General features: G+C 62.5%; 30 protein-coding genes. 21 read left to right on the forward strand and 9 right to left on the reverse strand.

Features of this window, described 5'->3' with window-relative positions; all coding sequences use genetic code 11:
* Positions 1 to 89 precede the first annotated feature (89 nt).
* The 7 genes from ACEWPM_RS04590 (at position 90) to ACEWPM_RS04620 (ending at position 8,376) form a co-directional block, all read left to right on the forward strand.
* Positions 90 to 749, forward strand: a complete 660-nt coding sequence (locus ACEWPM_RS04590; RefSeq protein WP_393963411.1) for a response regulator transcription factor — start codon at positions 90 to 92, stop codon at positions 747 to 749.
* Positions 746 to 2,068: a sensor histidine kinase gene (locus tag ACEWPM_RS04595; protein WP_393963410.1), complete on the forward strand. Its 1,323-nt coding sequence runs from the start codon at positions 746 to 748 to the stop codon at positions 2,066 to 2,068. Before ACEWPM_RS04590 ends, ACEWPM_RS04595 begins: the two co-directional genes overlap by 4 nt.
* Positions 2,069 to 2,171: 103 nt before the next feature.
* Positions 2,172 to 2,789 carry a TetR/AcrR family transcriptional regulator gene (locus tag ACEWPM_RS04600; protein WP_393963409.1) on the forward strand — a complete coding sequence of 206 codons (618 nt, stop codon included), beginning with the start codon at positions 2,172 to 2,174 and terminating at the stop codon, positions 2,787 to 2,789.
* 71 nt (positions 2,790 to 2,860) lie between these two features.
* Positions 2,861 to 4,090, forward strand: coding sequence for an efflux RND transporter periplasmic adaptor subunit (locus tag ACEWPM_RS04605; RefSeq protein WP_393963408.1), 1,230 nt, complete (start codon positions 2,861 to 2,863; stop codon positions 4,088 to 4,090).
* Complete coding sequence (locus ACEWPM_RS04610; RefSeq protein ID WP_393963407.1) at positions 4,087 to 7,221, forward strand: efflux RND transporter permease subunit; 3,135 nt, start codon at positions 4,087 to 4,089, stop codon at positions 7,219 to 7,221. The genes ACEWPM_RS04605 and ACEWPM_RS04610 overlap by 4 nt, the downstream gene beginning before the upstream one ends.
* Positions 7,222 to 7,328: 107 nt before the next feature.
* Positions 7,329 to 7,793 (forward strand): BCCT family transporter, encoded by a 465-nt coding sequence (locus ACEWPM_RS04615; RefSeq protein ID WP_393963406.1) that lies wholly within the window; start codon positions 7,329 to 7,331, stop codon positions 7,791 to 7,793.
* A gap of 106 nt (positions 7,794 to 7,899) precedes the next feature.
* The gene (locus ACEWPM_RS04620) at positions 7,900 to 8,376 is read left to right on the forward strand and encodes a hypothetical protein (RefSeq protein ID WP_393963405.1); all 477 of its coding nucleotides are present in this window, start codon (positions 7,900 to 7,902) and stop codon (positions 8,374 to 8,376) included.
* Positions 8,377 to 8,517: 141 nt separating this feature from the next.
* On the opposite strand, the gene ACEWPM_RS04625 is transcribed toward ACEWPM_RS04620, so the two are convergent.
* From ACEWPM_RS04625 to ACEWPM_RS04640, 4 genes are all read right to left on the reverse strand, one after another.
* On the reverse strand, positions 8,518 to 8,961 hold the full coding sequence (locus ACEWPM_RS04625) for a group III truncated hemoglobin (RefSeq protein ID WP_393963404.1): 444 nt from the start codon (positions 8,959 to 8,961) through the stop codon (positions 8,518 to 8,520).
* A gap of 138 nt (positions 8,962 to 9,099) precedes the next feature.
* Positions 9,100 to 9,591, reverse strand: a complete 492-nt coding sequence (locus ACEWPM_RS04630; RefSeq protein ID WP_393963403.1) for a cytochrome c — start codon at positions 9,589 to 9,591, stop codon at positions 9,100 to 9,102.
* Positions 9,591 to 10,022, reverse strand: coding sequence for a hypothetical protein (locus ACEWPM_RS04635; RefSeq protein WP_393963402.1), 432 nt, complete (start codon positions 10,020 to 10,022; stop codon positions 9,591 to 9,593). The genes ACEWPM_RS04630 and ACEWPM_RS04635 overlap by 1 nt, the downstream gene beginning before the upstream one ends.
* Before the next feature lie 71 nt (positions 10,023 to 10,093).
* Complete coding sequence (locus tag ACEWPM_RS04640) at positions 10,094 to 12,094, reverse strand: PHA/PHB synthase family protein (protein ID WP_420768000.1); 2,001 nt, start codon at positions 12,092 to 12,094, stop codon at positions 10,094 to 10,096.
* Between the two features lie 73 nt (positions 12,095 to 12,167).
* Between ACEWPM_RS04640 and ACEWPM_RS04645 the strand changes: the two genes are divergently transcribed.
* The 8 genes from ACEWPM_RS04645 (at position 12,168) to ACEWPM_RS04680 (ending at position 16,961) form a co-directional block, all read left to right on the forward strand.
* Complete coding sequence (locus ACEWPM_RS04645; protein WP_393963400.1) at positions 12,168 to 12,602, forward strand: hypothetical protein; 435 nt, start codon at positions 12,168 to 12,170, stop codon at positions 12,600 to 12,602.
* A 433-nt stretch (positions 12,603 to 13,035) separates the two neighbouring features.
* Positions 13,036 to 13,761 carry a LysR family transcriptional regulator gene (locus ACEWPM_RS04650; protein WP_393963399.1) on the forward strand — a complete coding sequence of 242 codons (726 nt, stop codon included), beginning with the start codon at positions 13,036 to 13,038 and terminating at the stop codon, positions 13,759 to 13,761.
* Complete coding sequence (locus ACEWPM_RS04655) at positions 13,730 to 13,924, forward strand: LysR substrate-binding domain-containing protein (RefSeq protein ID WP_420768005.1); 195 nt, start codon at positions 13,730 to 13,732, stop codon at positions 13,922 to 13,924. The genes ACEWPM_RS04650 and ACEWPM_RS04655 overlap by 32 nt, the downstream gene beginning before the upstream one ends.
* 107 nt (positions 13,925 to 14,031) lie before the next feature.
* A complete protein-coding gene (gene wrbA, locus ACEWPM_RS04660; protein ID WP_393963398.1) occupies positions 14,032 to 14,655 on the forward strand; it encodes an NAD(P)H:quinone oxidoreductase in 624 nt (207 codons plus the stop codon).
* The gene (locus ACEWPM_RS04665; RefSeq protein WP_393963397.1) at positions 14,655 to 15,293 is read left to right on the forward strand and encodes a DsbA family oxidoreductase; all 639 of its coding nucleotides are present in this window, start codon (positions 14,655 to 14,657) and stop codon (positions 15,291 to 15,293) included. The genes wrbA and ACEWPM_RS04665 overlap by 1 nt, the downstream gene beginning before the upstream one ends.
* Before the next feature lie 181 nt (positions 15,294 to 15,474).
* Positions 15,475 to 15,645 carry an AAA family ATPase gene (locus ACEWPM_RS04670; RefSeq protein WP_393963469.1) on the forward strand — a complete coding sequence of 57 codons (171 nt, stop codon included), beginning with the start codon at positions 15,475 to 15,477 and terminating at the stop codon, positions 15,643 to 15,645.
* On the forward strand, positions 15,591 to 15,971 hold the full coding sequence (locus tag ACEWPM_RS04675; protein ID WP_393963465.1) for a P-loop nucleotide/nucleoside kinase family protein: 381 nt from the start codon (positions 15,591 to 15,593) through the stop codon (positions 15,969 to 15,971). The genes ACEWPM_RS04670 and ACEWPM_RS04675 overlap by 55 nt, the downstream gene beginning before the upstream one ends.
* 87 nt (positions 15,972 to 16,058) lie before the next feature.
* Entirely contained in the window at positions 16,059 to 16,961 is a 903-nt protein-coding gene (locus ACEWPM_RS04680) for an EamA family transporter (RefSeq protein WP_393963396.1), read from the forward strand.
* Between the two features lie 17 nt (positions 16,962 to 16,978).
* On the opposite strand, the gene ACEWPM_RS04685 is transcribed toward ACEWPM_RS04680, so the two are convergent.
* Complete coding sequence (locus ACEWPM_RS04685) at positions 16,979 to 17,863, reverse strand: LysR family transcriptional regulator (protein ID WP_393963395.1); 885 nt, start codon at positions 17,861 to 17,863, stop codon at positions 16,979 to 16,981.
* A 103-nt stretch (positions 17,864 to 17,966) separates the two neighbouring features.
* Here ACEWPM_RS04685 and ACEWPM_RS04690 point away from each other — a divergent pair, with 103 nt between their 5' ends.
* Together ACEWPM_RS04690 and ACEWPM_RS04695 are read left to right on the forward strand one after the other, a co-directional pair.
* Positions 17,967 to 18,689, forward strand: a complete 723-nt coding sequence (locus ACEWPM_RS04690) for a DUF4386 domain-containing protein (RefSeq protein WP_393963394.1) — start codon at positions 17,967 to 17,969, stop codon at positions 18,687 to 18,689.
* Positions 18,690 to 19,194: 505 nt separating this feature from the next.
* Positions 19,195 to 19,344 (forward strand): hypothetical protein, encoded by a 150-nt coding sequence (locus tag ACEWPM_RS04695; RefSeq protein WP_420768001.1) that lies wholly within the window; start codon positions 19,195 to 19,197, stop codon positions 19,342 to 19,344.
* Positions 19,345 to 19,515: 171 nt separating this feature from the next.
* On the opposite strand, the gene ACEWPM_RS04700 is transcribed toward ACEWPM_RS04695, so the two are convergent.
* The 3 genes from ACEWPM_RS04700 to ACEWPM_RS04710 are packed head-to-tail and all read right to left on the reverse strand — an operon-like array spanning position 19,516 to position 22,750.
* Positions 19,516 to 20,571: a response regulator gene (locus tag ACEWPM_RS04700; RefSeq protein ID WP_393963392.1), complete on the reverse strand. Its 1,056-nt coding sequence runs from the start codon at positions 20,569 to 20,571 to the stop codon at positions 19,516 to 19,518.
* Positions 20,568 to 22,334: a sensor histidine kinase gene (locus tag ACEWPM_RS04705; protein WP_393963391.1), complete on the reverse strand. Its 1,767-nt coding sequence runs from the start codon at positions 22,332 to 22,334 to the stop codon at positions 20,568 to 20,570. The genes ACEWPM_RS04700 and ACEWPM_RS04705 overlap by 4 nt, the downstream gene beginning before the upstream one ends.
* On the reverse strand, positions 22,331 to 22,750 hold the full coding sequence (locus ACEWPM_RS04710) for a putative pterin-binding protein (RefSeq protein WP_393963390.1): 420 nt from the start codon (positions 22,748 to 22,750) through the stop codon (positions 22,331 to 22,333). The genes ACEWPM_RS04705 and ACEWPM_RS04710 overlap by 4 nt, the downstream gene beginning before the upstream one ends.
* Before the next feature lie 242 nt (positions 22,751 to 22,992).
* On the opposite strand from ACEWPM_RS04710, the gene ACEWPM_RS04715 reads away from it, so the two are divergent.
* Together ACEWPM_RS04715 and ACEWPM_RS04720 are read left to right on the forward strand one after the other, a co-directional pair.
* Positions 22,993 to 23,361, forward strand: coding sequence for a hypothetical protein (locus ACEWPM_RS04715; protein ID WP_393963389.1), 369 nt, complete (start codon positions 22,993 to 22,995; stop codon positions 23,359 to 23,361).
* A gap of 69 nt (positions 23,362 to 23,430) precedes the next feature.
* Entirely contained in the window at positions 23,431 to 24,414 is a 984-nt protein-coding gene (locus tag ACEWPM_RS04720) for a hypothetical protein (RefSeq protein WP_393963388.1), read from the forward strand.
* Between the two features lie 51 nt (positions 24,415 to 24,465).
* Here ACEWPM_RS04720 and ACEWPM_RS04725 read toward each other — a convergent pair whose 3' ends face one another.
* Positions 24,466 to 24,615, reverse strand: coding sequence for a hypothetical protein (locus ACEWPM_RS04725; protein WP_393963387.1), 150 nt, complete (start codon positions 24,613 to 24,615; stop codon positions 24,466 to 24,468).
* Between the two features lie 12 nt (positions 24,616 to 24,627).
* Between ACEWPM_RS04725 and ACEWPM_RS04730 the strand changes: the two genes are divergently transcribed.
* On the forward strand, positions 24,628 to 25,677 hold the full coding sequence (locus ACEWPM_RS04730; RefSeq protein ID WP_393963386.1) for an SH3 domain-containing protein: 1,050 nt from the start codon (positions 24,628 to 24,630) through the stop codon (positions 25,675 to 25,677).
* 36 nt (positions 25,678 to 25,713) lie between these two features.
* Complete coding sequence (locus ACEWPM_RS04735; RefSeq protein WP_393963385.1) at positions 25,714 to 25,983, forward strand: hypothetical protein; 270 nt, start codon at positions 25,714 to 25,716, stop codon at positions 25,981 to 25,983.
* The last annotated feature ends 31 nt before the right edge of the window (positions 25,984 to 26,014 follow it).

Consider the following 26,014-nt stretch of genomic DNA (forward strand, 5'->3'; position numbering starts at 1 on the left):
GGCAAGCTGAAGCACTGGGCACCCGGCGGTCAGTTTGGCGTCAGATAACGGTGGCACGAAAGACCGCGAAACGAGAAAGGCGAGGCGTCATGCGTATCCTGCTGATCGAGGACGATACCGTGCTGGGCGCCGCCGTGCGCGACCAGATCGCGGGCGACGGACAGTCCGTGGACTGGGTGACACGGCTCGATGCGGCGCGCGATGCGATGGCCGTGACGGGCTTCGATCTGATCCTGCTTGACCTGATGCTGCCGGATGGCCGCGGCATCGCCTTTCTGAAATCGCTTCGCGCGCGCGGCGACGTGACCCCCGTGATCATCCTGACAGCGCTGGACCAGGTCACGGACCGGATCGAGGGCTTGAACGCCGGGGCCGACGACTACCTCGTCAAACCGTTCGACCTGGCCGAACTGTCCGCGCGGATCGGCTCGGTCGCGCGCAGATACACGGGCAACCCGAACCCGAACATCACCCACGGCGGGCTCGACATCGACCTTGGCGCGCACAGCATTCGCCGCGACGGCAGGCCGGTGCATCTGACGGCACGCGAATGGGCCTTGTTCGAGGCGTTTCTCGCCCGGCCGGGACAGTTGCTGTCCAAGACGCAGCTCGAAGACAAGCTTTACGCCTTCGGCGCCGAGGTGGAGAGCAACACCATCGAAGTGCATGTCAGCCGACTGCGCAAAAAGTTGGGGAGCGCCATCATCAAGACTGAGCGCGGCATGGGATACAGGCTGGGCGCTCCATGACGATCCCGCGCAGCCTTCAAGGGCGGCTCGCCCTGTCCATCGGGGCGGTGCTGACGGTTCTGTGGATTGCCGCGGCCTCGGTGACGGCGATGATCCTGAACCGCGAGTTGAGCGAGGTTTTCGATTCCACTCTGCAGGAAACGGCGCAACGGATCCTGCCGCTTGCCGTCGTCGATATCATCAGCCGCGACGAGGATCACTTGACGCAACGCCTGGCGCCGTTGCGCGCGCATGACGAGTTTTTCACCTATATCGTGCGCGACGCCGATGGGCATGTGCTCTTGCAGTCGCACGCCGCCGACCCTTCGATCTTTCCCGCCTGGGAGGGTACTGGCTTCACGCAGAGCGCAATCCACAGATTTTACAGCGAGGCAACCTTGCAGGGCACGGTGCGGATCACGGTGGCAGAACCGCTGGAGCACCGTGTCGCCCTCGCGCGGGAGGTTCAGTTGGGGCTGGGGCTGCCGCTTCTGGTGGTCCTCCCACTGGCCGTCCTGGCCATTATCTTTGCGGTGCGGGCAAGCCTCGCGCCGCTTCGGCAGTTTCGCGAACGGCTGAGCGCGCGCAGTGCGCAAGACCTCTCGCCCGTTCCAGCGAAAGACCTTCCGGCCGAGATCGCGCCGATGGCGCAAACGCTGAACGACGTGCTGGAGCGTCTAAATGCCGCTTTCGAGGCGGAACGCAGCTTTGCCGCCAATGCCGCGCACGAGTTGCGCACCCCGCTGGCCGGGGCTATCGCCCAAGCGCAACGGCTGAAGACCGAGACGGCGGACCTCGCCATCGAAGCACGGGCCACCGATATCGAGGAAACGTTGAAAAAGCTCACCCGTCTTTCCGAGCGACTCCTGCAACTGGCGCGCGCGGAAGGTGGACGGCTGCGGCTCGATCACGCCTCGGACATGCGGCCGGTGGTTCGCATCGTTGTGGAGGATCTGGAGCGGACAGCGCCGGGTAGGATTCTGCTGTCACTGCCGCAAACGCCGGTGATGTCCGACCTTGACCCCGATGCCTTCGCCATCCTTTGCCGCAATCTCTTCGAGAACGCACTGCGCCACGGAGATGAAAGCGCGCCGGTCGAGGTAGTGCTGTCCGCAGGCAGGACCCTGACCGTCAGCAATGACGGCCCCGCCCTGCCGCCCGGAATACTGGCGCACCTCACCGACCGGTTCGAGCGCGCCGACGGGAAGGGCGATGGCAGCGGGCTGGGTCTGGCTATCGTGAGGGCCATCGCGGCGGGGGCCGGGGCCGAACTGACGTTGCGATCTCCGGTTCCGGGGCAGACGCGCGGGTTCATGGCCGTGTTCCACTTGCCGAACTGAAAGCATGCCGTCGTTGTCGGCAGAAAATGTCGTGGCATTGCGCAAGGTTATTGCGCTACGATACAATGGATAGTAATCAGTTGCTATCTTTTGGGGTGTTTAAATGAGTGCGACCAGAAAATCAGCGGCCGAACGCCGAAGGGAAATCGTCGAGGCGACCCTGCGCTTGTTGGCGGAAGTTGGAGAGGGCCGTCTGTCCACGCAGGCAATTGCCGATCAAGTCGGCATCACGCAAGCCGGGCTTTTTCGGCATTTTCCGACCAAGAATGACTTGTGGATCGCCGTATTGACGGAAATCGAGCGTCGTGCGCGTCGTTCATGGATTCGGGCGAGTCGGGAATGCGATCCTGCCGTTCTTCGGCTTCGGAAGATACTGCTGTCACAGCTCAGGTTGATCGAAAACTATCCGGCGATTCCCATACTGCTGTTTTCACAAGGGCGGCTCGCTGCCGAAGATGCCGTCCACCCGATACACATGCGCATCATGACGGCACTGCGTCTGCGTATCCTGGAAGAACTTACCATGGCAGTTGAGGCGTCCGAACAGCGCGCACAAATCGATACGCTTGACCTGGAATCCTTGCTGATGGGTACGCTTCAGGATTGCGTTCTACGCTGGTCCCTGATGGGCCGTAAATACGATTTGATTGCCGAGGGCGATCGACTGATCAGGTTGCAACTGCGCCTGTTCGGGCTGGAAGCGGGGGCCGGATCGTCGTGAAGTTACCTCGTCTCTTGCGGCTTCTCCCCCCGGTCGCCGTCGGTATCGGCGTCGCCGCATGGCTCATCTCGATGGCCCAGCCGCCGGTCCGCATAGCGCACTCCAAACGCAGCGTCGTCGCGCAAACCGTAATTGCAGCGACAGCGCCGATGCGGATCGAGATAAGCGGATACGGCAATGTAGAGGCGGCACGCAGTTGGGAGGCAGTTGCCGAAGTCGCCGGAACGATCATCTGGCGGAATCCGGACTTGGATGCCGGCAATATCGTCGCGCAAGGTGCCACGGTCCTGCGGATTGATCCGTCTGCCTACGAACTGGCGGTGGCGCAAGCCGAGGCCGATCTGGCGGCACTGGAGGCCGACGCCGAGCAACTGACCGTCGACGAGGCGAATACCGGCCGCCTATTGGCGCTGGAGAAGGATCGGTTGAAGCTGGCCGAGGCCGAATTGGCACGGATCCGCGATCTGGCCGGGCGCGGTGTCGCGGCCCAGTCGGCGCTTGACGCCCAGGAGCGCACGACATTGCAGGTGCGCCGAGGCGTGGAAGAGCTGCGCAATGAAGAGGCGCTGATCCCCTCGCGCCGCGCGCGGCTCGATGCGCAGATGGCAAGGACACAAGCGGTTCTGGCCCGCGCACAGCGTGATCTGGACAAGACCGAGATCAAAGCCCCGTTCGACCTGCGCGTCGCCAAGGTGCATGTGGAACGGCACCAATACGTCAGCGCGGGTCAGACGCTGGTGATCGCCGACGACATCGGCCGTGCCGAGATCATCGCGCAGATCCCGGTGGATTCGTTCCGCCGCCTGCTGGGAGCGGCGGCCAACGGTACCCCGATGACCCCGGCAACCATGTCCGAACGCTTCGCGGCCGTCTCGGCCGAGGTGCGGCTGGTCTCCGACCCGTCGCAGAGCTGGACCGGACAGCTGGTTCGGGTGGAAAGCGCGCTTGACCCGCAGGCCCGGTCGGTTCCGGCGGTGATCGCTGTTGACGACCCCTATGCCGGGGCAAACCCGCCGCTGCACCTGCCGCTGGTGCCGAACATGTATGTCGAGGTGGTTCTCACCGGACCGGAGGGCCCCGCGAGTGTCGTCCTGCCGGGCAGCGCGATCCATGAGGGGAACCTGGTCTATCTGCGCGACGACGAGGGGCGGCTGGAGCTGCGCAAGGTGGCGGTCGCTTGGCGGCAGGCGGGGCGGGCGGTGCTGAACGACGGCGTGGCAGCCGGTGAAGAGGTGATCCTGGACGATCTGATGCCGGCGATTCCAGGCATGCTTGTCACGCCGGTGGAGGGGCCGGAATGATCCGCTGGTTTACCGAACATCCCACCGCTGCCAACCTGTTGCTGGTGTTGATCTTCGCGGCCGGCCTCATGGCTGCGCCGACGCTGAAGCGCGAGACCTTTCCCGATTTCCGCCCCACTGAGGCGGAAATCAGCGTGATCTACCGCGGCGCCACCGCGGAGGAGGTCGAGGACGCGATCTGCCGCCGGATCTGGGACGCAGTCGAAAGCGTCGAGCACCTCGACGAGCTGACCTGCACCGCGCAGGCCGGCATCGCGCGCGCGGCAGCCACGATGGACCCGGCGGGTGACGCCGCACGGTTCGTCAACGATCTGCGGACCGAGGTGACGGCCGTGGACGATTTTCCCGACGCTGCCGACCCGGCTATCGTGCGCCAGCTGCACCGCACCGATAATGTCACCTCCGTTGCAGTGGCGGGTGACCTGCCGCCCGCACATCTGGAACGCTACGCGGCGGAGCTTCAGGACAGGCTGTCAGCCTTACCCGGTGTGGCCAAGGTCACGATGTCGGGCTTTGGGGAGCGGCAGTTCCGCATCACCGTGCCGCGTGCGGTGATGGAGCAGCATGGGCTGACGGCGGCGGGGCTGGCCGCGACCATCGGCGCGCAGAGCATCGACCGCCCGCTCGGTACGCTGGAGACGCCAGACCGAGAAATCAGCCTACGCTTCACTGATGAGCGGCGCAGCGTCGCCGGACTGGCCTCTCTGGTCGTGCTGTCGAAACCGAACGGCGCCGAACTGACGCTGGGTCAGATCGCGGCGGTTTCAGAACGCTACAGCCCGGAAGAGGAACGCGCCTTCCTCGATGGGCAGCGCGCGGTTTTTCTGCAGGTGGACAAGGCGCTCGGCGCCGACGCGCTGCGGGTCTTTGACCGGGTGGAGGAAGTGGTAGCGATGGAGCGCGCCGCCCTGCCCGATACACTACGGCTCGAAATCGTCAAGGACATGACCAGCATCGTGCGCGACCGGCTGACGATGCTGGTGGAAAACGGGATCATCGGCCTGGTTCTGGTGATCGCGGTGATGAGCCTGTTTTTCCGCCCCGGCTTCGCGATCTGGGCGGCCATGGGCCTGCCCGTGGCCTTCATGGGGGCCTTCGCGGCAATGGCGCTTCAGGGGCTGTCTCTGAACATGATGACGCTGGTGGCGCTGCTGATGTCGATCGGGATCGTGATGGACGATTCCATTGTGATCTCCGACTCCATCGCCGAGGCAGCGGCGGGCGGCGCCTCGCGCATCGAGGCGGCGATCAAGGGCACGCTCGCCGTGATGCCCGGGGTGCTGTCATCCTTCGCCACCACCATCGCGGTCTTTGGCCCACTGGCCTTTCTGGCGGGCGAGTTGGGGGCGATCCTCGAAGTGATCCCCATGGTGCTGATCGCGGCGCTGGCCGCCAGCCTGGCCGAGGCGTTCTGGGTGCTACCTCATCACCTCAGCCATGGGCTGAAGGGCGCGGAGAAGCCGCCCTCGCGGTTCCGCGCCGGTTTCGATGTGCGGTTCGAGCGGTTCCGCGAGCGGCGGATCGGCGGGCTGGCGGATATGGCGATCCGCTGGCGCTATCTGGTGACCGGGCTGACCATCGCGGCGCTGATCTTGACCGTAGGGCTTCTGGGTGGCGGCTATCTGAAACGCGAGGCGATTCCCGCCATCGACGGCGACGTATTGGAGGCGCGCATTCTCATGCCGCAGGGCACGCCCCTGGCGCGCACCAGCGAGGTAGCCGACCGGGTGAGCGCCGCGCTGGCGCGGGTCGATGCCGTCCTGGCGCCGGATCAGCCCGGCGGCGCGGCGCTGGTGAACTCCTTGCAGACGCGCTTCAACTACAATGCCACAGCGGGTGAATCCGGGCCGCATGTCGCCACGATCAGCGCCGATTTGCTGGGTGCGGAAACCCGGACCGTGACGCTGGACCAGATCGTGACGCTTTGGCGCGAGGAGATCGGCGATGTGCCCGGCGCAATCGCGATCCTTCTGACCGAGCCGAGCATCGGACCACAAGGGATTGCCATCGAGATCCGGCTATCTGCCCCCGACCTCGATCGCCTCGCCAGTGCCGCCGACGGTCTTCTGGCAGAGGTAATGAGTTATGTCGGCGTCTTCAACGCCACCCATGACCTGCGCTCCGGCAAGCCTGAACTGCGCCTGCGCATCGCCGAGGGCGCGACCGGACTGGGGCTGACCGCGCGCGACTTGGCCGACCAGATCGGCGCGGCCTATCTCGGCCGGGTGATCTCCACCGTGCAGCAGGGCGACATCGCCCATGAGATCGAGCTGGAGCAATCCGCCGAGGACCGGGAGTCCCGCGACGATCTGCGCGACTTCACCATTACCCTGCCCGATGGCAAGCCGGTGCCGCTCTCGACCGTGGCGCAGGTTGAAGAGGCGCGAGGCTGGTCGGGGATCACCCATGTCGATGGGCAGCGCACCGTGACCGTGCAGGCCGATGTCGACACGCGGATCGGCAATGCGGACGCCATCGTGTCTGAATTGTCGAACAGCTTCCTGCCACGGCTTGCGACTGACGTCCCCGGCCTGACCTTCGAGGTTGCCGGGCAAAGCGCCAATTCTGCCGAAACCGTCGGCTCGATCCTGCGCGGCTTCCTGATCGGGCTGATCGGCATCTATGTGGTGCTGTCCTTCCAGTTTCGCAGCTATGTGGAGCCTGTGATCGTCATGCTGTCGATCCCGCTCGCGTTCATCGGCGTGGTGATGGGGCATCTGATCATGGGCTACAACATCTCGATGCCGTCGCTGATCGGCGCCGCGTCGCTGGCCGGCATCGTGGTCAACAACGCGATCCTGCTGGTGCAGGTCATCAAGGCCCGGGCCGCCGAGGGGATGGACCTGGCCCGCGCCGCGGGCCAAGCCAGCCGCGCACGGTTTCGCCCGATCCTGATGTCGGTCTCGACCACGATGATGGGCCTCGTGCCGCTGCTGTTCGAGACCAGCACCCAGGCGCAGACCCTCAAGCCGCTAGTGATCTCAGTCGTCTTCGGCCTGTTCTCGGCCACCATCCTCGTGCTGATCGTCCTGCCCGCCTTCTACGCCATACTCGGTGATCTGGGACTGGCGCGGGCCGGGCGCAGCACGCGTTCGGGTATCTCAGACAAAGAGGGGGCGACATCCCCATGACCAAAACACCCGCCGACCGCCACCCGCATGCCTTCCCGGGAAGCCCGTTTCGATGATCGAACACGTGCACCACGATTGCAGCGACGGGTATGGTTCGGCTTTGGATCGTGCTCGACACGCTGCGGCCCGATCTGGTCGCGGCGGTGCTGTCCGGTGTCCGGTCGGCAACCGGACCCACGCTCGGATGGTACTATGTGCTGCACGTGACGGTCATGCTTGCGATCGTCCGCTGGCTCGGTCTTGGTTATCAAAGAAACCGGTGGCTGATCACGCGCTCCGCTCTTTATCTCCTCATCGGCAAACGTATCTACGGCTGGCGCGGCGATCTGGTGAATACCTTCGCGGTCGTCAGCACAGTCTCTGGGATTGCGACGACTCTCGGACTCGGCGCACCACGGATGAATGCGCGCCTCCACTGGCTGACCGACATCGACAATTTGATCGGCCACCAGGTGACGATCATCCTGTTTATCACCGTTTTGGCCATCTTCTCATTCGCTTCCGGAGTGCGTCGCGGGGGATGGTGGCTTTCGTGGGCGTCTTTGGTCGAAATGGTCATCGCGCGGATTTAGCGCGGGCGCAGATTGCGCGATTTCGTCTTCACCGTCCTTTTGGCGCCCACCCTTTTCAGCCCGATCTGGATAGGCGGGCTCGATACAAGTCACGAAGGAGAACATCATGTCGATCGATACAGTTTGCAAACTGCACGGACACTTCGCGCGCGGATCTATTCCACGGACACCACCCGAAGGCCGCCGCAAAAGAGGCTGGTGTTCGGCAGAGAACATCGGCGCTCCCCTATTGCAATGCCTGAAAACCGCGCTCCTGGCGATTGCCATTCTGATCGCCCTCTGCGTCAGAAGCGACGCGCAGCAATCGCTTTCAGCGGTTGAAATCCAGGATCAGATCGTCGGCCACAGTTTCCAGGGCAGGAAGGGCATCCTGTCGGTCTCGTTGCACTACGCCGAAGACGGAACGGTCACCATGCGCTCGCCGCTTGGTAGCGGAACAGGACGCTGGACCCTGCCGGGCGACCAACTCTGCGTTAAAATGGAAACCGGGCCGAAGAAGGCAAACGAGTGCCTGGCATTCACGCGCCAACCGGACGGAACCTATCGCGCTTCCAATGGCTTGCGGCTGACCCCGGTGAAATAAGCTGCTCGCGACGGAAGCGCCCGAGAAGGCACCCGAGCGTTGCAAGCATCAGTCGGTTGTTCGAATGACCATCACGGCAATGTGCGATATCGGAACTCTTCGTCTGTCGCCTTGCCGCTCTGCTCGATGTCCCCGCTCGCTTCATCTCTTCACGCGCTCGAAAAGCGCGGCCTCCAGATCTTTCGCGATACGCTCTGTGCGGGACATTAGATAGTTCGCCGCCGCCGGCGTCGGGGCCGTCTCGTCAAGCGTAGCGCGAAAGAGCGCAAGCCATCGCGCGAAGTCCTGCCGCTCGAGATCGTGCAGGTTTCGATGCGCCGCGACCAGATCGCCGGAATAGGCGTCGGTATGCAAGGCAACCGAGGACCAGAATGCCGCCATCCGCGCCACCTGCTTCTCGCCGCCATCTCCATCATATCTCGCGCAGATTTTTGCCAGTTGCCGGTCGGCAGCGACGCGCGCTGCGAAAAATCTGGCCATGCGCGAGATGTATTCCTCGTCGATTCCCATGACCTCCGCCGCCTGCCGCAGTTGGAGGCGCGTCTTGGCGGGATAGTCTTGTTCGACACCCAGCAATCCGCTCATTTCATACCTCCCTCGTGGCAAGTTCAAACTTGAACCGATGGCCTGACGGCGCTGATGGCCTCGTCCTTCCCTACCATCAACGCCGCCATGCCGCCACGATCCGCAGTGATTGGGGGCCTTCCTGCGATCGCGGTTTCCTTATTCGGCCAGCAATGGAAAACGGTCCGTAGCGTATGCGGCGTGACAAGCCGTACAGGCCTCGATCATGCGGCCGAATTCCGCGTGTTGCGCATCCCGGTCGCCATCACGCCCGGCTTGGGCGAGGTCGGCCGAGAGTTGATGAAACGCCCGATCCTGCGCCACGAAGTCTTCGGGAACAGCGGCCATAAGATCCTGCTTGTCTTCCGGTGTCATGGATTGCTGGAGGATGAAACTGTCGTGAATCTGCTGGGCCAGACTCGCGACGCGGGCGTCGTCTCCGGCGATCAGAGCCGAAAGGATATCCTTGCTGGCCTGCTCGATCGACAACATCTCCTTGCGCAGCAAATCACGCAGCTTCGGCGTCAGGTCCGGTGAAACGGGGGTAGCCTCCTGCGCCGTCCCTGGAAGCCCGACGATCAGCAAGAGCCCGACGGCCAGAGAGGATAGCACAGCCCGTATCGGCTTTGTCTTTCTATTGGTTTCCATCATTAGTGATTTCCTTCCTGTTCTTGTGTCCATCTGGTTTCGGGCCGTTCGTTTTTTTGGGGCGGCGGGCAAAAATTCGTCGGCTCACGGACCGCCGCGCCGACGATGGCACCCCAGATCACGGTGCGCAGGCTCATCGCCGCGACGGTGCGCATCTCATAAGCCCCCCCGAGCAACAGGTGAACCCCGAAGGCGATCATGACCAGGATCGTGGCGGCGAGAATTGCGATCGACAGTTGCAACGCCCACCACCGCCCCAGGAACAGGCCGATACCGGCCGCCACATAGGCAAAGCCCGCGACAAAGTTGAACCACAGAACGAAGGGTACCGCATCGCCCACCGCCGCACGCGCCTCGGCCCCACCGAACAGCGCCTGCCCACCTGCAATTACCGTCAGCAGCCCGAAGAAAACGGCAATGATCGCCGCAATCACAATGCTCCATCGCCTGTCAGCCATTCTTCGCTATCCTTCCGGTGGTGGTGGAGGAGTGCGCACGCGCTCCTCTATTTCTGTAATACATATGTCCCCGGCGCATCGGCGACGGGTGGCTGGCCTTCGCGGCCCATGCGCGGCGGAGCGACCGTCGCCACCGACTGCGCATCCAGCCACTCGCCCCACGGTTTCCACCATGATCCGTCCTGTTCCGGTGTCTCCCTGATCCACGTCTCGGGATCCACATGAAGATCCTCGGCCTTACGGCTTCTTACTCTGTAGGTGCGCCGCGGATGGTCCGGCGGGGTCACGATCCCGGCGTTGTGCCCGCCGCTGGTCAGCGCAAATGTCACGTCCGTGTCGCTCAGCATGTCGATCTTGAAGACCGATTGCCAAGGGGCAACGTGGTCCCTGATGGTACCGACCGCAAAGATCGGCACTCTGATATCAGAGACGTGAACCGGCCGACCCTCGACCTCGAACCGGCCCTCGGTCAGATCGTTTTCGAGGTAGAGTTTGCGCAGATACTCCGAGTGCATCTTATAGGGCATGCGTGTGGCATCGGCGTTCCATGCCATCAGGTCGAACATCGGCTGATCCTCGCCCATCAGGTATTCGCGCACCATCCGCGACCAGATCAAATCGTTAGAGCGCAGCATCTGGAATGCCCCCGCCATCTGGGTCGTGTCGAGATAACCCTGTTTCCACATGACACTGTCAAGGAAGGCAAGCTGGCTTTCGTTGATGAACAAGGCCAGCTCGCCCGGCTCCGAAAAATCGACTTGGCTGGCCAGCAGGGACAGCGAGGCCAGTCGCGTATCGCCGTCGCGCTCCATCGCCGCTGCCGTGATGGATAGCAGCGTGCCGCCCAGACAATAGCCGATACCCTGGATTTTCTGGTCGGGGATGATGTCGCCGATCACGTCCAGCGGCTCCAAGATGCCGAGGCGCCGGTAGTCATCCATCGTCAGGTCACGGTCGCCTTCATCAGGGTTCTTCCACGAGACCATGAAAACCGTGTGCCCCTGGTCGATCAGCCAGCGCACCATCGAATTCTGCGGTGAGAGATCGAGAATGTAGTATTTCATGATCCAGGCCGGAACGATCAGGATCGGTTCCGCGCGGACCTTGGTGGTGCGCGGGCCATACTGGATGAGTTCGATCAATCGGTTGCGATAGACGACCTTGCCCTTCGTCACCGCAACGTCCCGGCCCGGCTGGAAATCCTCTGTGCCGGCAGGGGGCGCGCCGGTTATCGTCCCCTGAATATCGTGAAGCAGTTTCTGCATCCCCTGCACCAGGTTCAAACCCGCTTCGTCGCGTGTTTTCCTGAGAACTTCGGGATTGGTGAGCAGGAAATTGGACGGCGAGACCATGTCGAGCATCTGGCGCGTCAGGAATTGCAGTTCACGCTCATGCTCGGCGGTGACGCCGGGCACGTCGGTGACGACACTGTGCCACCATTCCTGCTGCAGCAGGAAGCCCTGATGGATCAGGTTGAACGGCTTCATCTGCCAGGCATCGTCAGCGAAACGGTTGTCCTGCGGCAGCGGTTCGATACAGCGTTCGGCATTCTCGACTGTGCCCGCGCAATCGAGCGCATAGCGGATCTGACGACGGGTCTGTTCGCCGGCCTCTTCGACCAGCTGCAACTGCTTGCCCGGCGCAGCCGTCATATGCGTCGCCCAATCGAACCACGCGCCCATCAGAGCGGCCGGCGACAATCCGTGCGTGAAGCGGGACAGCCAGACCTGCGTGGCGTGGTCGAGCGTCTCGTGAATTGTCGAGGGGGCTTCGGAAACGCGTTCGGCGTCTGAGCCCCGCCCCGTCGCATCGACGCCGATCCTGCCCACCTCGCGGGCGGCGGCAGCGGCAGCACGGTTTGCCTTTCTGGCTGCCGTCTCGGGCTTGGGCTCGGGAGCGGCTTTGTCGGAATGGGGAGACGTGCGGACTGCACGCAGCGTCACCGCGGATTCTTTTTCTTTTCGTTCCATCGATTCCCCTCCCTGGACATGCAGCACCGGTCCGCTCGGCAGCTCAACTTTTGGAGTTGTTGAAAGTGCTCGAATCAAGATAGTAATTGATTACTATGAAATTTCAAGCCATGATGCGAACCGCCACTTCGGAGACCACAAGGGGGCCAACATGTTCACGGGCAAGATCAACATTGTGGCAGGTTTTCTGTTTCTTGCACTCTTCATGCTGTATGGGTTCGTTCTCATCTTCCTGCGCGATTTTGCGCCAGGAAAGGAGCAGTGGATCGCGGATTACGCACTAGGCAAGCATTTCGAATCACGCTTGGCACATGTGCATGGCAATCTGTTCGCCCTGATCAATATCGCGGTCGGCCTCGCTCTAGTGACTCTTCCGATCCCAGCAGGCGCGAGGCGCTGGACGTCGGGACTGACGCTTGCCGGGATGCTTATGTCGCTGGGTATCCTGACCGAGGTCATGTTCGGTGTGCCGCCGATTCTTGTCATTGCAGGTGGAATATCCATGGTTCTGGCTATGGTGTGGATTACCGTTTCGATCTGGAAGATGGAGATGACCGGGTGGCAATGGAGTGCCCCACTGAACTGATCCACCAACTGGGATAGTATTATCCCGTTTCAGGAGGATCAGAGATGGCTGGAAAGCGAGACGAACCCCGAGGCGTTGTGCTGAAGCTTCGACAGGTTGAAGCACTGCAACGGCCGGACATGAGGAGCCCCGCAAGAAACTCAATCGTTCGATCGGTATTAAACCCAACCAGCAACGACCGCGTTCTTGCAAAGCGAAGGATGTAAAATTTCCGCCGTCCATACACTGACACGAGCGGCCCGACGTGGACATTCATAATGAGTGATATGCTGCGGCGCATCTGGCAGACGACCGCAGTTCGGAAGATGTACAGCACATTTTTCAGTCTGAGCGCGGCTGAGGGCCGGTATGGATTTGGAATGTGCTTTGGTGTGGTATGAAAAGAGATGCGCCGATGAGTGGCTAATGTTATCGCGAGATCTTCAATACCCCCATGGACAAGCTCTCTGTTATGCGCGCCTTTCGCCGGATCGTTGAGCGCGGCAGCTTTGCGCGGGCGGCGGAAGATCTCGGCGTCTCGCCCGCACGCCTCAGTCGTGAGATCAAGCTGCTCGAAGAGAGCCTCGGCAGTTCACTGGTCACTCGCACAACACGGTCGATGTCCCTCACGGATACCGGGCGGCTTTACTACAACGAAGCAATGAGTATCCTTGATGCCGTGACAATGGTCGAGGCCCGTATCCGCGGAGGTGCAGGCGCGGTGCGTGGCCACCTCAAGATCAACGCCCCAAGTTCTTTCGGGCAGACCGTCATATCCCCAATTCTGCCGGAATTTCTCGACGCTTACCCCGATCTCAGGCTCACGCTGTCGCTTGACGACAGGGTGGTCGACATGGTCGAGGGCGGGTTTGACCTCTCGATCCGCATCCGTGCCTCGATGCCGGACTCGGCCCTGGTCGCGCGCAAGATCGGCGCCATGCGGCAACGCATTTTCGCATCGCCCGCCTATCTGGACCGGGCCGGGGTGCCGGGGGCTCCAGACGACTTTTCCGGCCACAGGATCGTGGGCTACCTTTTGGCCGATCACCTGACCACATGGAACCTTCAGGGGCCTGCGGGCACGGCAACGATCGATCTCGATCCCCCGGTGCGGGTCGGAAAACAGCCTTGTCCTGCGCGATCTTCTGATCGCGGGCCATGGCATCGGCACATTGCCTGATTTTGTCTCACACGCGGCAGAAGCAGAGGGCGCACTGGTGCGCGTGTTGCCGGACTGGGAACTCCCCGCGCCAGACATTTACGCCGTGACGGCATCGCGTCTGGGCATGGATGCAAGGGTCACAGCATTTCTCGACCATCTCCGAGTCGCGCTCGGGCGCTGACATTCTTCAACCAGCGTAAAGAATGAAGTGACAGCGGGACGGTTATTCGTGCGCTCCGTTTCAGCGATCTTCTCAAGCATTGAAACCCAGATGCCTGTGAGGAAACCATGACCCGAGTTGTTGTGTTCTACTATTCCAGCTATGGCCATGTGTGCACCCTTGCGCAGGCCGAAGCCGACGGCGCCCGGTCCGTGCCCGAAACCCATGTCGATTTGCGCCGTGTTCCTGAAACTGTCCCGGAAGACATTCGTCAGAAGGCCGGGTTTGTCGCCGACGACACGCCGGTGGCTTCGCCGGCCGATCTCGAAAACTACGATGCTATCATTTTCGGGACGCCAACGCGCTTCGGCATGATGGCCGGACAGATGAAATCCTTCCTCGACCAGGCCGGCGGACTCTGGGCGCGCAACGCGCTGGTCGGCAAGGTCGCTGGTGTCTTTGCTTCGACCGGCTCCCAGCACGGCGGCCACGAGGCAACGCTACTCTCAACCCAGATCCCTCTGCAGCATTTTGGCATGCTAATCGTGGGCCTGCCTTACAGCTTCGCGGGCCAGACGACAGCCGAGGGGATTATCGGCGGCGCGCCCTACGGCGCGGGCACCATTGCCGGAGCGGACGGCTCTCGGGATCCAACAGCGATCGAGTTGGCCGGCGCGCGCTTCCAAGGCGCTCACATCGCCCGGATCGCCGCCCGGCTTGCCGGGGCCGATCTGAACGAGGAGGCCGCGTAATGCCCAGCCTCACTATCGAATTCTTCCACGATGTCGTATGCTGCTGGTGCTTCAACATCTCGTCGCGGATGCGTGCCCTGAGCGAGGAATTTGACCTCGACGTCAGGCACCGGACATTTGTCCGGCAGGCCAGTCGGGCCGAGATGGCAGAGCGCTGGGGCACGCCGGAAGACGCCCGTGCAACGATCCTCGATCACTGGTCTGTGTGCCGAAAGGTCAGCGACCGGCGCGACCTCGTCAATATCGAGCCCATGCGGTCGGCGCCATTCGACTATCCGCACGGTCGGACGGCCGCGCTGGCCTGCAAGGCCGCGGAACGACTCGGCGGGCAGTCCGCTCATTGGGACATGTTCGACAGACTTCAACTCGCCCATCTCAGCGAGGCCCGGGACGTTGCCGACCCCGAAACCGTGCACGGCATCGCCCTTGATATGGGGTTTGAGGCCACGGCCTTTGTCAAGGTCTTCGACGACCAAGCCACCACATGTGCGGTCGAAGTCGACCGCGAGCACGCCCGCACGCTGCAAGTGCGCTCCGTCCCGACGCTGATCGTCCGCGAGACCGGCGCTCGCCTCGTCAACGGTCCGCGCGAGGACCTTGCCGCACAGCTGCGGGCCGCGCTGCGCCCGGCCGCATGAAAGGACCGACCCATGATCTTCCTGTTTCGTCGCCCCGGCGAACGCCGTCGGCTCACCCTACGCGGCGTACCGCGCGACCTTGAACCCACCTGATGCGCGACATCGGGCCACCGCCCTGGCCCGATCGCCCGCGCTTGCCCTTTCATTCGCTCTGGTGAGCGAACAAACCGGAAAATGCGTCATGCCCAACAAATCCCCCATGCCTCACATGCCATGCGGAAAGATCGCCGCCGGAAAATCAACTTTGGCAGCCCATCTCGGGAGCTTGCCCGGAACGGTCCGGATCGCCGAGGACGACTGGTTCAACGCGATCTTTGCCGGCGAGCTACATTCGATCACCGACAACGTGTGATGCTCCGCGCACCTGCGACGGTCAATGGGGCCCATGTCGCCGCGTTGTTGAACGCCGAGGTTTCCATCGTCCTGGATTTCCCGGCCAACACCGTTGAGCAGCGCAACTGGGTGCGCGGAATACTCGAGACAACATGTGCGCCTCACCAACTTCACCTTCTTGCCGTGTCGAACGAAGTCGGCATGGCACGGTTACGAGACCGCAACCGCCAGGGCGATCACCCGTTCGCGGTATCCGAGGCCCAGTTTCATCAGTTGTCCAGTCACTTTGTATCGCCGTCGCCCGACGAGGGCTTTGACATCGTGCGGCACGAGAGCGGTGCGTGATGACGCCAGATCCGTCTGCCACTCTCGCCCGAAGACCCGCGCTTGCCTTTCGCCTGCCCCGACAAGCACCTGAAAAGGAGAAATCCCATGTCACGTACCACCGACATCTTCCTGACAGCACTCGCCCCTGCCATCTGGGGGAGCACTTACCTCGTCACGACCGAAGCCCTTCCTGACGGCTACCCGGTCACCCTTGCCGCACTCCGTGCCCTTCCAGCCGGATTGTTACTGCTTGCCCTCACGCGCGGCTTGCCGTCGCGTGGCTGGATCGGCCGCGCCTTCCTGCTCGGCAGTTTCAACTTCGCGCTCTTCTGGGTCCTGTTGTTCGTAGCCGCCTACCGGCTGCCCGGCGGAGTGGCGGCAACGCTCGGCTCGTTGCAGGCGATGGTTGTCATCGTAATGGCGCGCCGATGGCTTGGAACACCGATCCGGACGGGCGCGATCGCCGCCGCGGCAATAGGGGTGATGGGTGTCGCGCTTCTGCTTATAGGCCCGGAAGCCGAGCTCGATTCCATCGGAATATTCGCTGGCCTGGGCGGGGCTGCCTCCATGGCGGCAGGCACGGTTCTCAGCCGAAAATGGCAGCCCCCCGTCTCGGCCCTCACTTTCACGGCCTGGCAATTGACGGCCGGGGGACTGATCCTGTTGCCAATCGCCCTGATCGCGGAGCCGCCCTTGCCACCACTCTCTCCTGCCAACGTCGCTGGTCTCGCGTGGCTTGGGCTCATCGGTGCGGCTGCGACCTACGCGCTCTGGTTTCGGGGCGTTGCGCGACTTGAGCCGGGCGCGGTTTCCATGCTGGGAATGATGAGTCCGGTGTCGGCAGTCATTCTTGGGTGGCTCTGGCTGGGACAATCCCTGTCGCCGCTGGAGGTTCTGGGCGCCGCAATCGTTCTCAGCTCGGTCTGGGCGGGTCAGCGCGCGAACCGATCAGGGCCGCCAGCGCCTGCGGACCTTGCCCCCTGGCCTCGGCGCGGGACCGCACTCTGATGTTCGAGAGCTGCGGATCAGGCCAAACCCTCGGCCAGCACGTCGAAAACCACTCGCAGGCGACGGGACCGGGCGATGTCCCGGTGTGCCACCAGCCAGATCGGAAAGTTGATCGGTTCGAACCCTGGCACTGCGCGTGCCACCCTTGGGTCGGCGTCGCCGATCCGGTCGTCGAGGATGCCGATCCCCATGCCCCGGCGCACCATCTCCCACATCACGGTGAAGTTGCGGCAGCGATAGGGGAAATTGGCCTCGGTCAGCGCGAAGCCTTGCGCGTTGAGCAGGGCCATCAGGCTGCCCTCGCCGTCGATTTCGATGAACTCGGCATCCGCGAAATTCCCGGCTTGTCCCGGCCGTCCGAGCCGATCAAGATAGCCAGGTGCCGCATAGAGCCGGGCCGAAGCGTCGCGCACCTTGCGGGCGATCAGCTCCGGCTCCGTGGGGCGGATATTGCGCACCGCGATGTCGGCTTCGCGCCGCGACAGATCCGACAGGTCGTTCGAAACCACGACCTCGATTTGGATGCCCGGTTGGGCGGCGTGGAAACGGGCAAGGATCGGCGGCAGCAGATAGCTGGCATAGGCATCCGAGGCCGAGATCGCAACTTCCCCCTCCAGTGCCTCTGTCTGCCCCCAAGCCGCAAGCGACAGGGCGCGGGCGCCTTCGCCCATGAGACGCGCATGCTCCAGCAATTCGTGTCCGGTCGACGTCAGGCGCAGCCCGCGCCCTGTGCGCTCGAACAGCGCCACACCAAGTTCGGCCTCCAGCGCCTCGACCTGACGGCCAAGCGTCGGTTGCGCCAGCTTCAGCGCCCGCGCCGCGGCGGAGAGCGACCCCTCCTCGGCGGTCACGAGGAACGCCCGGGCCCGGTTCCAGTCAAAGGTGACGCTGCGCCAATCCATACATTTCCGCATACCAGATCGGCAGGACCGGTCAATTCGCGACTCAAATGAATGACTCTATGACGGGGCAATCCCGTCTCATTGACCGCAAGGAGTGCCCCCTATGACCGCGTTTGAAGTTCCCTCAAAGGCCTATGCCCGACTGACTGGGGCGCTTTACCTGATCATCGCTTTCGCGGGCGGCTTCTCGATCCTCTATGTCCCGGGCGCATTGAACGTGGTTGGTGATCCGGGCGCGACCTTCGACAATATCGCGCACCATCGCGGGCTCTTCTACGCCGGACTTGCTGGTGATGTCGTGACGATGGTGACCGAGGTTCTGGTGTCGGTGATGCTTTATTTCATGTTTCGACCGGTAAACGCGACGCTGTCGCTCGCGGCGTCCTATGCGCGCCTGATGATGGTTGCGGTGATGGCGACAATGCTCTTCTTCCATGCCGGCTCTCTGGCGCTGGCCGACGAAACGGTGCCACTGGACAGCTTCTCAAAGGCCCAACGGTTCGAGTTGGCGGGCCTGTTGCGTCATATTCATGACGCGGGCGTTTGGATCTGGCAGATATTCTTCTGCCTGCATCTCATTTTGCTCGGCACGCTGGTTGCGCGGTCCGGCTTCTCTCCGCGGCTGCTGGGTGTCGGCTTGATCGTCGGTGGCACCGGCTATCTTGTCGACAGCGTCCAGATGTTCGCCTTTCACGACGCGGGCTTGTTGGAGGCGGTGAAAATCGCGCTGCTGTTGATCGTCACGCTGGCCGAAATCGGCTTTGCCGTGTGGCTTCTGGTTCGCGGCCCGCGCCCTATCGCCCCAAAAAACGTCCTGGCAGCTTGATCTCTGACCTCGGGGAGTTATTCCATGTAACGCATCTGCATCACTGGCAAGCTGAGCCATTACATGGGCGAGCACGCGCTCCCCCGCAGCTGCAAGGTCACCGGCGTCTGCCGCCCGGAAAGCGTGGACAAGGTCGCCCGCTTCGGCGACTGCATAACCGTTTTTTCCTGGTCTCACCGACGATTGGACAGTCATCCAACCGGCCACACAGGGCTGGGACCATGTACTCTGCGTGCGGGCACCCTGAGGCGTGCTGAGTGTTTTCCTACGGATGGTATATCGGCCGGAACGGCAAGGACAGTTACAACTGAAAACTGCGCACCGTCGCGGCGGACTTCGGAAGAGTCGTCCGGATTCTGCGGTTTGCCGATCTCGACGACCAAATTCGCGCAACGGACCTGATCTTCGCCTCCGAGCGCTACTGGACGGCGGTGCAGGGCTCGAATCTGGCTGAACGCGACAGCGAGGGCTGCTCGTGTGGGCGTACTATGTCGGTGATCCGCACTTGGCCAGCCATCTTACCCGGCGCTCGAACCATGCCCTGTTCATGGTCGCTGTTCTGATCGACCCGGTTCTGAGCCGCGAAGCCCCCGCGATCGCCGGCCGCAAATGCCCGTCCGTCCAGACATTGCAGACGGCTCTTGCGGCGGGATGATCGCCTACGTGGCTGATCCGATGCGATCAAAGGCATGATTGCGGCTCGCATCACCACACAAGACGATTTGTGACGAGCAAGTTTTGGGCTTTGAAAGAGCTACAGTGACTATAGATTCAACATGGCATTCGGATTTCTGGATCGGCCTTCCATCATGGAGCGGCTTTCATTTCATTCCGCCTGTATCATCATTGGGCCCGCGAGGATCAGGGCGATCAAATCGGCCTGCCGGTTGGTGCCGGTTTTCTGGAACAGGTTGCGCATGTGAAATGAGATCGTCGTCTGCGACACGCCTAGCTCCGCTGCGACATCGGCCGCACGGGTGCTGCGGGCGAGCGCGCCTGCGACCCGCGCTTCGGTCGGAGTCAGGCCGAACAGGTCCATCAGCAGCGTTCCAGGAACGCGCTTCCGCTGGTCCGGGGCAGAAAGGAACAGCGCGACATGAGGTTGATCGGGTGGCGCGCCTCGTGCCACGGCCAGTGAGCAGAAAAGCACCGGGACGGATCTGGCATCCTGGGGTCGGTGCAGCATCACGCCGACGACGGTCTCGTTCCCGGCCTTCGCACTGTCCAGCGTCTCACGCAGGGCGCGTTGCAATTCCCGATCACACGGTGGATCGGGGGATCTCAACACGTCTGGCCCCGTCTGGATGAAATCCGGGTCGCTACCCATTTCATGAGCAGCGCGGTTGATATGAACCGGTCTGCCTCGCCCGTCCAGCAAGACAACCCCGAGCGAGATGAGGTCGAGCGCCGCTTCGACCCCGCCGCTTACACCGCCACCGGACAATCCCGCCAACGCCTGGCGCAGCGTTTTCATCTCGCCGTCATGACGGCTACGGATACGATCGACTTGGCGCAGGCGAGCTGCGACGGTAGCCAGCATCAGGTCGTAATCGATAGGTTTGACCAGATAATCGTCAGCACCCTGACGTTTGCCCTCAATGACCTCGCGGGGATCCGACAAGGCCGTCAGGAAGACGAATGGCGTGGCGCTCAGTTCGGGGCGCTCGACGCGCAACCTGCGCAGGACCTCATAACCGTCCAGACCAGGCATCGTGATGTCACAGAGCACCAGATCGGGCGCGGTTCCGGCCAACAGGTCCAGTGCAGCCTGACCGTCCCTCGCAGCCAGGGTGCGATATCCGGCCTCTTGCAATTCTTCGACGAGATCGCGCCGCAGCGCCTCTTCGTCCTCGACAACCAGGATCAGGGCGGAACGCATCATGTCTGGGCCTCTTTGCACTGGGGCAGTGTCACGCGAAAAGTCACGCCGTCGTCATCCGACAGCAAAGTGACGTCGCCGCCTTGCATGCGTGCCAGGGTGCGCGCCATGAACAACCCGATGCCGGTGCCTGCGACGCCTACGCTGTTCGATCCGCGGTGATTGCGCTCGAACAGACGCTCGCGATCTTTCGGAGGAATGGGGTTTGCAGTATTGTGAACATCGCAGAAAAGGCTTTCGCCGTCGCCGTGCAGGGTCACGAATAAGGTGGTGTCGGGGGCGGCGTATTTATCGGCGTTGGACAACAGGTTTTCCAGAATCTGTTCGGCCAAGGCCGGATCGCAGAACACGGTGGCCTGTCCGGGGTTGGCCTGCCTGATCTCGATCCGCCGGTCCGGCGCAGCGTCGCGCTGGCGGTTGCAGACGGAATGTATAATCTCGTTCAAGTCGCACTCCTCTCGGCTGGCACCGATTTGGCCCGCGTCCAGCCGCGCGGCGTCCAGCGTACTGTCCACCAGCCGCGTGAGGCCGGCGATGGCGGTGCGGGCGCGGCCCGCACGTTCAGCCATTTCACTGGTGTCAGCGTTCGGGCCGCGCCGGATCAGGCGTTGCAGTGCCGAATCCGCCACCGCCAGTGGTGTGCGAAATTGGTGCGACACCATTGCGGCGAAGTTGCGATAGAGATCGGCCGCTGACCTTTCGCGTCTGAGCGCGCTATTCAGATCGCGCGTGCGCTCGGAGACCAGTTCTTCCAGACGGTCGCGGTCCTCGGCGTCCTTTTGCTGGGCCGCATGGCGGTCGGATGCATCATGCATGAACAGGATCGCACCAACAAGCTCACCGTCGTTGCGCATCGGAAAAAACCTTAGATCGACATGAAGCGGCGTGTCCTGCCCTCGGGAAAACAGAGGTTGAAGGGTCAGCCGTGAGGTTTCTCCGGCAAGGGCGCGCGCCAAGCCATCCCGCACCTGCGCGATATCAAAGAAGCCAGCGACCTCGGACAAGCGGCGCCCCACGGCTTGCTCCGCCGTTTTGTCCATCATCTTTGCCATCGCATCGTTCCACAACGAGCACTTTGCATCCCTGTCTACCGCGAGGATACCTTCCCCGCTGGACGAGATCAGCAAGCCCGAAAAATCCCGCTCGCGCCGCAACATGTGATTGCGCGCACGCGATTGCCGCAGCGCAAGGACCAGTGTGACCGTCAGGATGCCCCCCGCGACCATGATCCCGATCAGCGACAGAATGTTCTGATGTAGCTGTTTGCGGTAGGCCTCCAGCCGCCCGCCGAGTTCGTCCCATTCCGCGATCATCGACGCGTTGGCCGCCCGGCCCAGGACCGTCGTAAAGGGTACCAGCGCTGAGCGCAGACGCGGGCCATCGGCGTGCGTGAACTCGTCAATCATCGGCGCAATCGTGACAAGGGCGTCGGTCAGCCGGTCCAGATCTTCGCCAAATCCGATTTTTTCGACGAAACGGCGTTGCGGACCGTCATTAAGCAGGGAGATCCGGCCGGACAGGATGTCGAACCAGAGTGCAAGATCGTCCTGCCCGGCCTCCCCCAGTTCAGCCAGCGCAACTATCTTGGTCAGGCGCAGGGCGGCCACGTCGCTTTGGTGAAAGACCCAGAGCATGTTCTGTTCCGCGCCGACACGCATGGCGTTCTGGACGGCGAACATACGCACGAGCGAAAATGACAAAAGACCGGCGAACACAAGGACGGCGGCCAGCGGCAGGATCAGCCAGAGGCGGCTGAGCCGTCTCATCGCACATCAAGTCGAGAGAGCTGCCAGACCCAGCGATAATCATAGCGGATATCCTGCAATGCCTCGTGATCGTCGCGGGGATAAACGATCCAGAGCGGCCCCTTATCCTCGCGCGTCAGCGCCTTGCCATCCATGGTAGTAGCGACGACCACGTCATAGTCGTAGAAATCGCTCATGGGGATGTCGACGGCATATTCGTTCAGGGCAATTGCCATCACCTGATCGCCCTCGGCATTCAGGCTATCCAGAAGATCCCGCATCAGAACGCCCGAGAAGGCGTGGACGCCGTCGGTCACGACAGTCGAGGTGTTGATCGTGACAGACGGCAGGGTTTGCAACGTGGCGCGATCCAGCGCGGCGGGGCCATCCGCGATGCGGCCCGTCACCTCAAGGATCACATCACCCTTATCTGCCATGGCTATTCCGCTCATCAGCATCAAACCACTCAGAGCCACTTGCGCTTGCCTCAGCATGTCCATTCTCCCAGATCGATCCGGTAGCAGTTCACCAGCACGCGCTCGTTTGTGCAAACAACTTACGCAGGGAAATCTTTGGCCGCCCCCTCTGAACGAACGGGGCGGATTGCGGTCAGGTCATGTGAACATCCCGCCCAAATCCGCGAATGACGCGAGCAGAGCCAGAGGACCGGAGAGAACGTATGTCGGCAGTCAAAAAATCCGCCCTCTCTATCTGCGCCGCCGGGCTGGTCGCTCTGGCCAGTTGCGGCACGCCCGAGTACCGGGCCGAGCGCAAGCATTGCGAGGCGGAGTGGCTGCTTAAGATCCCGCCGGTATACCGCCAGGAGGCCGTCACGAAATACCGCAGCGAAGAGCGCCCGACAGGCCGATCGACCTGCACGACCACGGGAACGGTGACGAATTGCCAACAGGTCATGGAGACCGTGTCGATCCCCTACACCGATATCGAAACGGTCGACATCAAGGCGCGGCAGCGCAATCCGCAGATCGACTCCTGCGCCGCACGGGCCTGCGCGGCGAGGTATGGCAACAGCACATGCGAGACGTGATGCATCGGGAATATGCCGGCAGGACCGGCACCAGAATTTCAAAGAGCAATTTTCAGCAAGGACTTTTTCATGTGGGATTTTAGCATAGGCGGTGCGCTGGGGATGATGGTGCGAACCTTGCCATTCATCCTTTTGCGCATCGCCGTTTATTTCGGGATCACGCTGGGATACATCCTGGTCACGGGCGTCGGGGCCGGTGTCGGATGGGGTGTCGGTGGCTTCGGCGACGAGGGGTTTCGCGCCAGCAGCACGATGTGGGGCGGCTTTGCGGGCTTCGGCATCTTCGGCGCGATAATGTATTGGGCGCGCGAATACATCCTCTATATCGTCAAGGCCGGGCATATTGCGGTGCTGATCGAGCTGATCGACGGCAAGCCGATGCCCGAGGGGCGCAGCCAGATCCACCACGCGACGGCGGTGGTCAAGGAACGATTTGCAGAGGCCAGCGTCCTTTTCGCCATCGACCAGCTGATCAGGGGCGTCATCCGGGCCATTACCGGGCTAGTGCGCGGTATCCTGACCATCTTGCCGATCCCCGGTGTGCAACAACTGGGCGGTATCCTGTCCGCATTTCTGAAGGTCGCGGTCGGCTTCATCGACGAGGTCATCCTCGCCTATGCGATCCGCACCCGGTCTGACAACGCCTGGATGTCGGCCAAGGAAGCGCTGGTGCTTTACGGGCAGAATTACAAGGTGATGCTGAAAAACGCGGCTTGGCTGGCGATCATCGTCTATGGACTCAGCTTTCTGGTGTTCATTGTCATGCTCGCCCCCGCGGCGCTGGTCGTCTACTTCATGCCGGGCGCATGGGCGGCCGGGGGCGTGGTCTTTGCCCTGCTGTTTGCCTGGAGCGTCAAGGCCGCCCTGCTGGAACCCTTTGCCATCGCCTGCATGATGCAGGTCTTTTTCAAGACGATCGAAGGCCAGCAGCCCAACCCCGACTGGGACGCCAAGCTGGAGCAGATGTCGGCCAAGTTCCGCAAGCTGAAAGAGCGGGCTTTGGGTGCAGGCCAGCCTGCGACGGCGGATGAGCCCGGCGCGCGTCCGGCATAGCGCGGCCCGCCTCGCCCCGACAGAAGAAAGGAGATTGCAATATGAAATCAGCTACATCTGCATTGTGCTGGCCATGGCCAGGGTGGCGGGCTCCGCCGCGGCGATTGCACCGAGCAGGACGGTCATGTCTTTGTTTTCGCTCAGTGCCAACAGCAGGAAGCGACAGGTACGCTGGATCTTTGTCAGCACGGACCGGGCCATGATCCGAAACTCATGTACTTCGTATCGAACGTCGTGCGCGACGCGGCGGCGGACCGATCGTCACTGGGCAGTCTTTTCTACCACGTGATCGACGCACAGCATGACATCGCGCTGAACGGCACCTCGTCGAGGTGCTTTGACACGCCTGCGCTGGCGCGCACGCACCACGCGCAACCGATCAAGCGCTACCGCAAAAATTTTGAAAACGTGGTGGTCCAAGGACGTGACCTTGGGCCGCGATTAATCGATCGGTCATCCGCTCGATCACCGGCGCGCAGCCTTGTGGAGGAGGTTTTTCCTATGCTGACAGTATCCAGACATCTCATGGCCTTTGCCATGCTGCTGTTACCCTCCTCCGGCGCGCTGGCGCAGATGGATGGGCATGGCCCGGATGCCTGGCAGGTCACTGGGGTAGCAGCGGATGATGTGCTGAATGCTCGGACCGGACCCGGAGCCGACTATCTGGTGATCGGTGCCTTCGCGCCTGATGCCACTGGCTTGCAGATGGTCACATGCGTTCCGTTCCTGACCCGCCAGAAATACTGGGAGCTGACGGACAGTCAGCGCAGCGACCTTCCCTCCCGGTGGTGCCTGATGCAAAGTGCTGATCTTCGCACCCAGGGCTGGGTCGCGGCGCGGTTTCTGGCCGAGGACACGTCGGCAGCCTACCAGCCTGCCGCCGATCCGCTGATCACAGAAGCAGTGTCGCTGGTGCGCCATGTCTATGACCTGCACCAAAGCGCCGAAAGTCAAAGCGCGATCGGGCCGCTGCATCACTCCGTGGCGCGGAAATACTTTTTCCCCGATGCCGTTCTGCGCCTGAAGCGCGGCGACTTAGGCGCAGACCCTCTTTTCGATGCGCAGGACACCGAGATCACAGAGTTGGAAGTGTTCCCGGCGCCACAGCATGCGATGCACCGCGGCATGATCACCGTGCACGCCAGTTTCCGCAATTTCGGCCACCCGGACCGCACGGTGTTTCGTCTGCGCATCGACACTTCGCTTGCCAATCCGGCACTACGCATCATGCGGATTGAACACGACGGCTGGGAATTCCCGTGACCCGACTTCAGTGCAAAACGATCAACCGGAGGAGACATGACCGAATTTACTGAACGCAGCCCGATCGAGACCGGCTTTAGCGAGGTGTTCCGGACCCGCGTTGCGCCCCGCCTGAGCGCGTTGGAGGAGAAACGACAGGCCATTCTGGCCGAGGCCAAAAGGCACACCTCAATGGCGCTGGCGAGCGGGGCGGCATTGGGGCTGATGTTCGTGCTCTTCGGGACGGGTGCGATCGGCCTGGCCGGGCTGTTGGTCGGCTTAGGCGTGCCGCTTGCCTTCGGCGCCGTCCCCGCCTTTCTTCTGTGAAAGCGGCAGGCAGGCAGATGAAGCGGCGCGG

The organism is Roseovarius maritimus (genome assembly GCF_043355895.2).
Lineage (GTDB): Bacteria > Pseudomonadota > Alphaproteobacteria > Rhodobacterales > Rhodobacteraceae > Roseovarius > Roseovarius maritimus.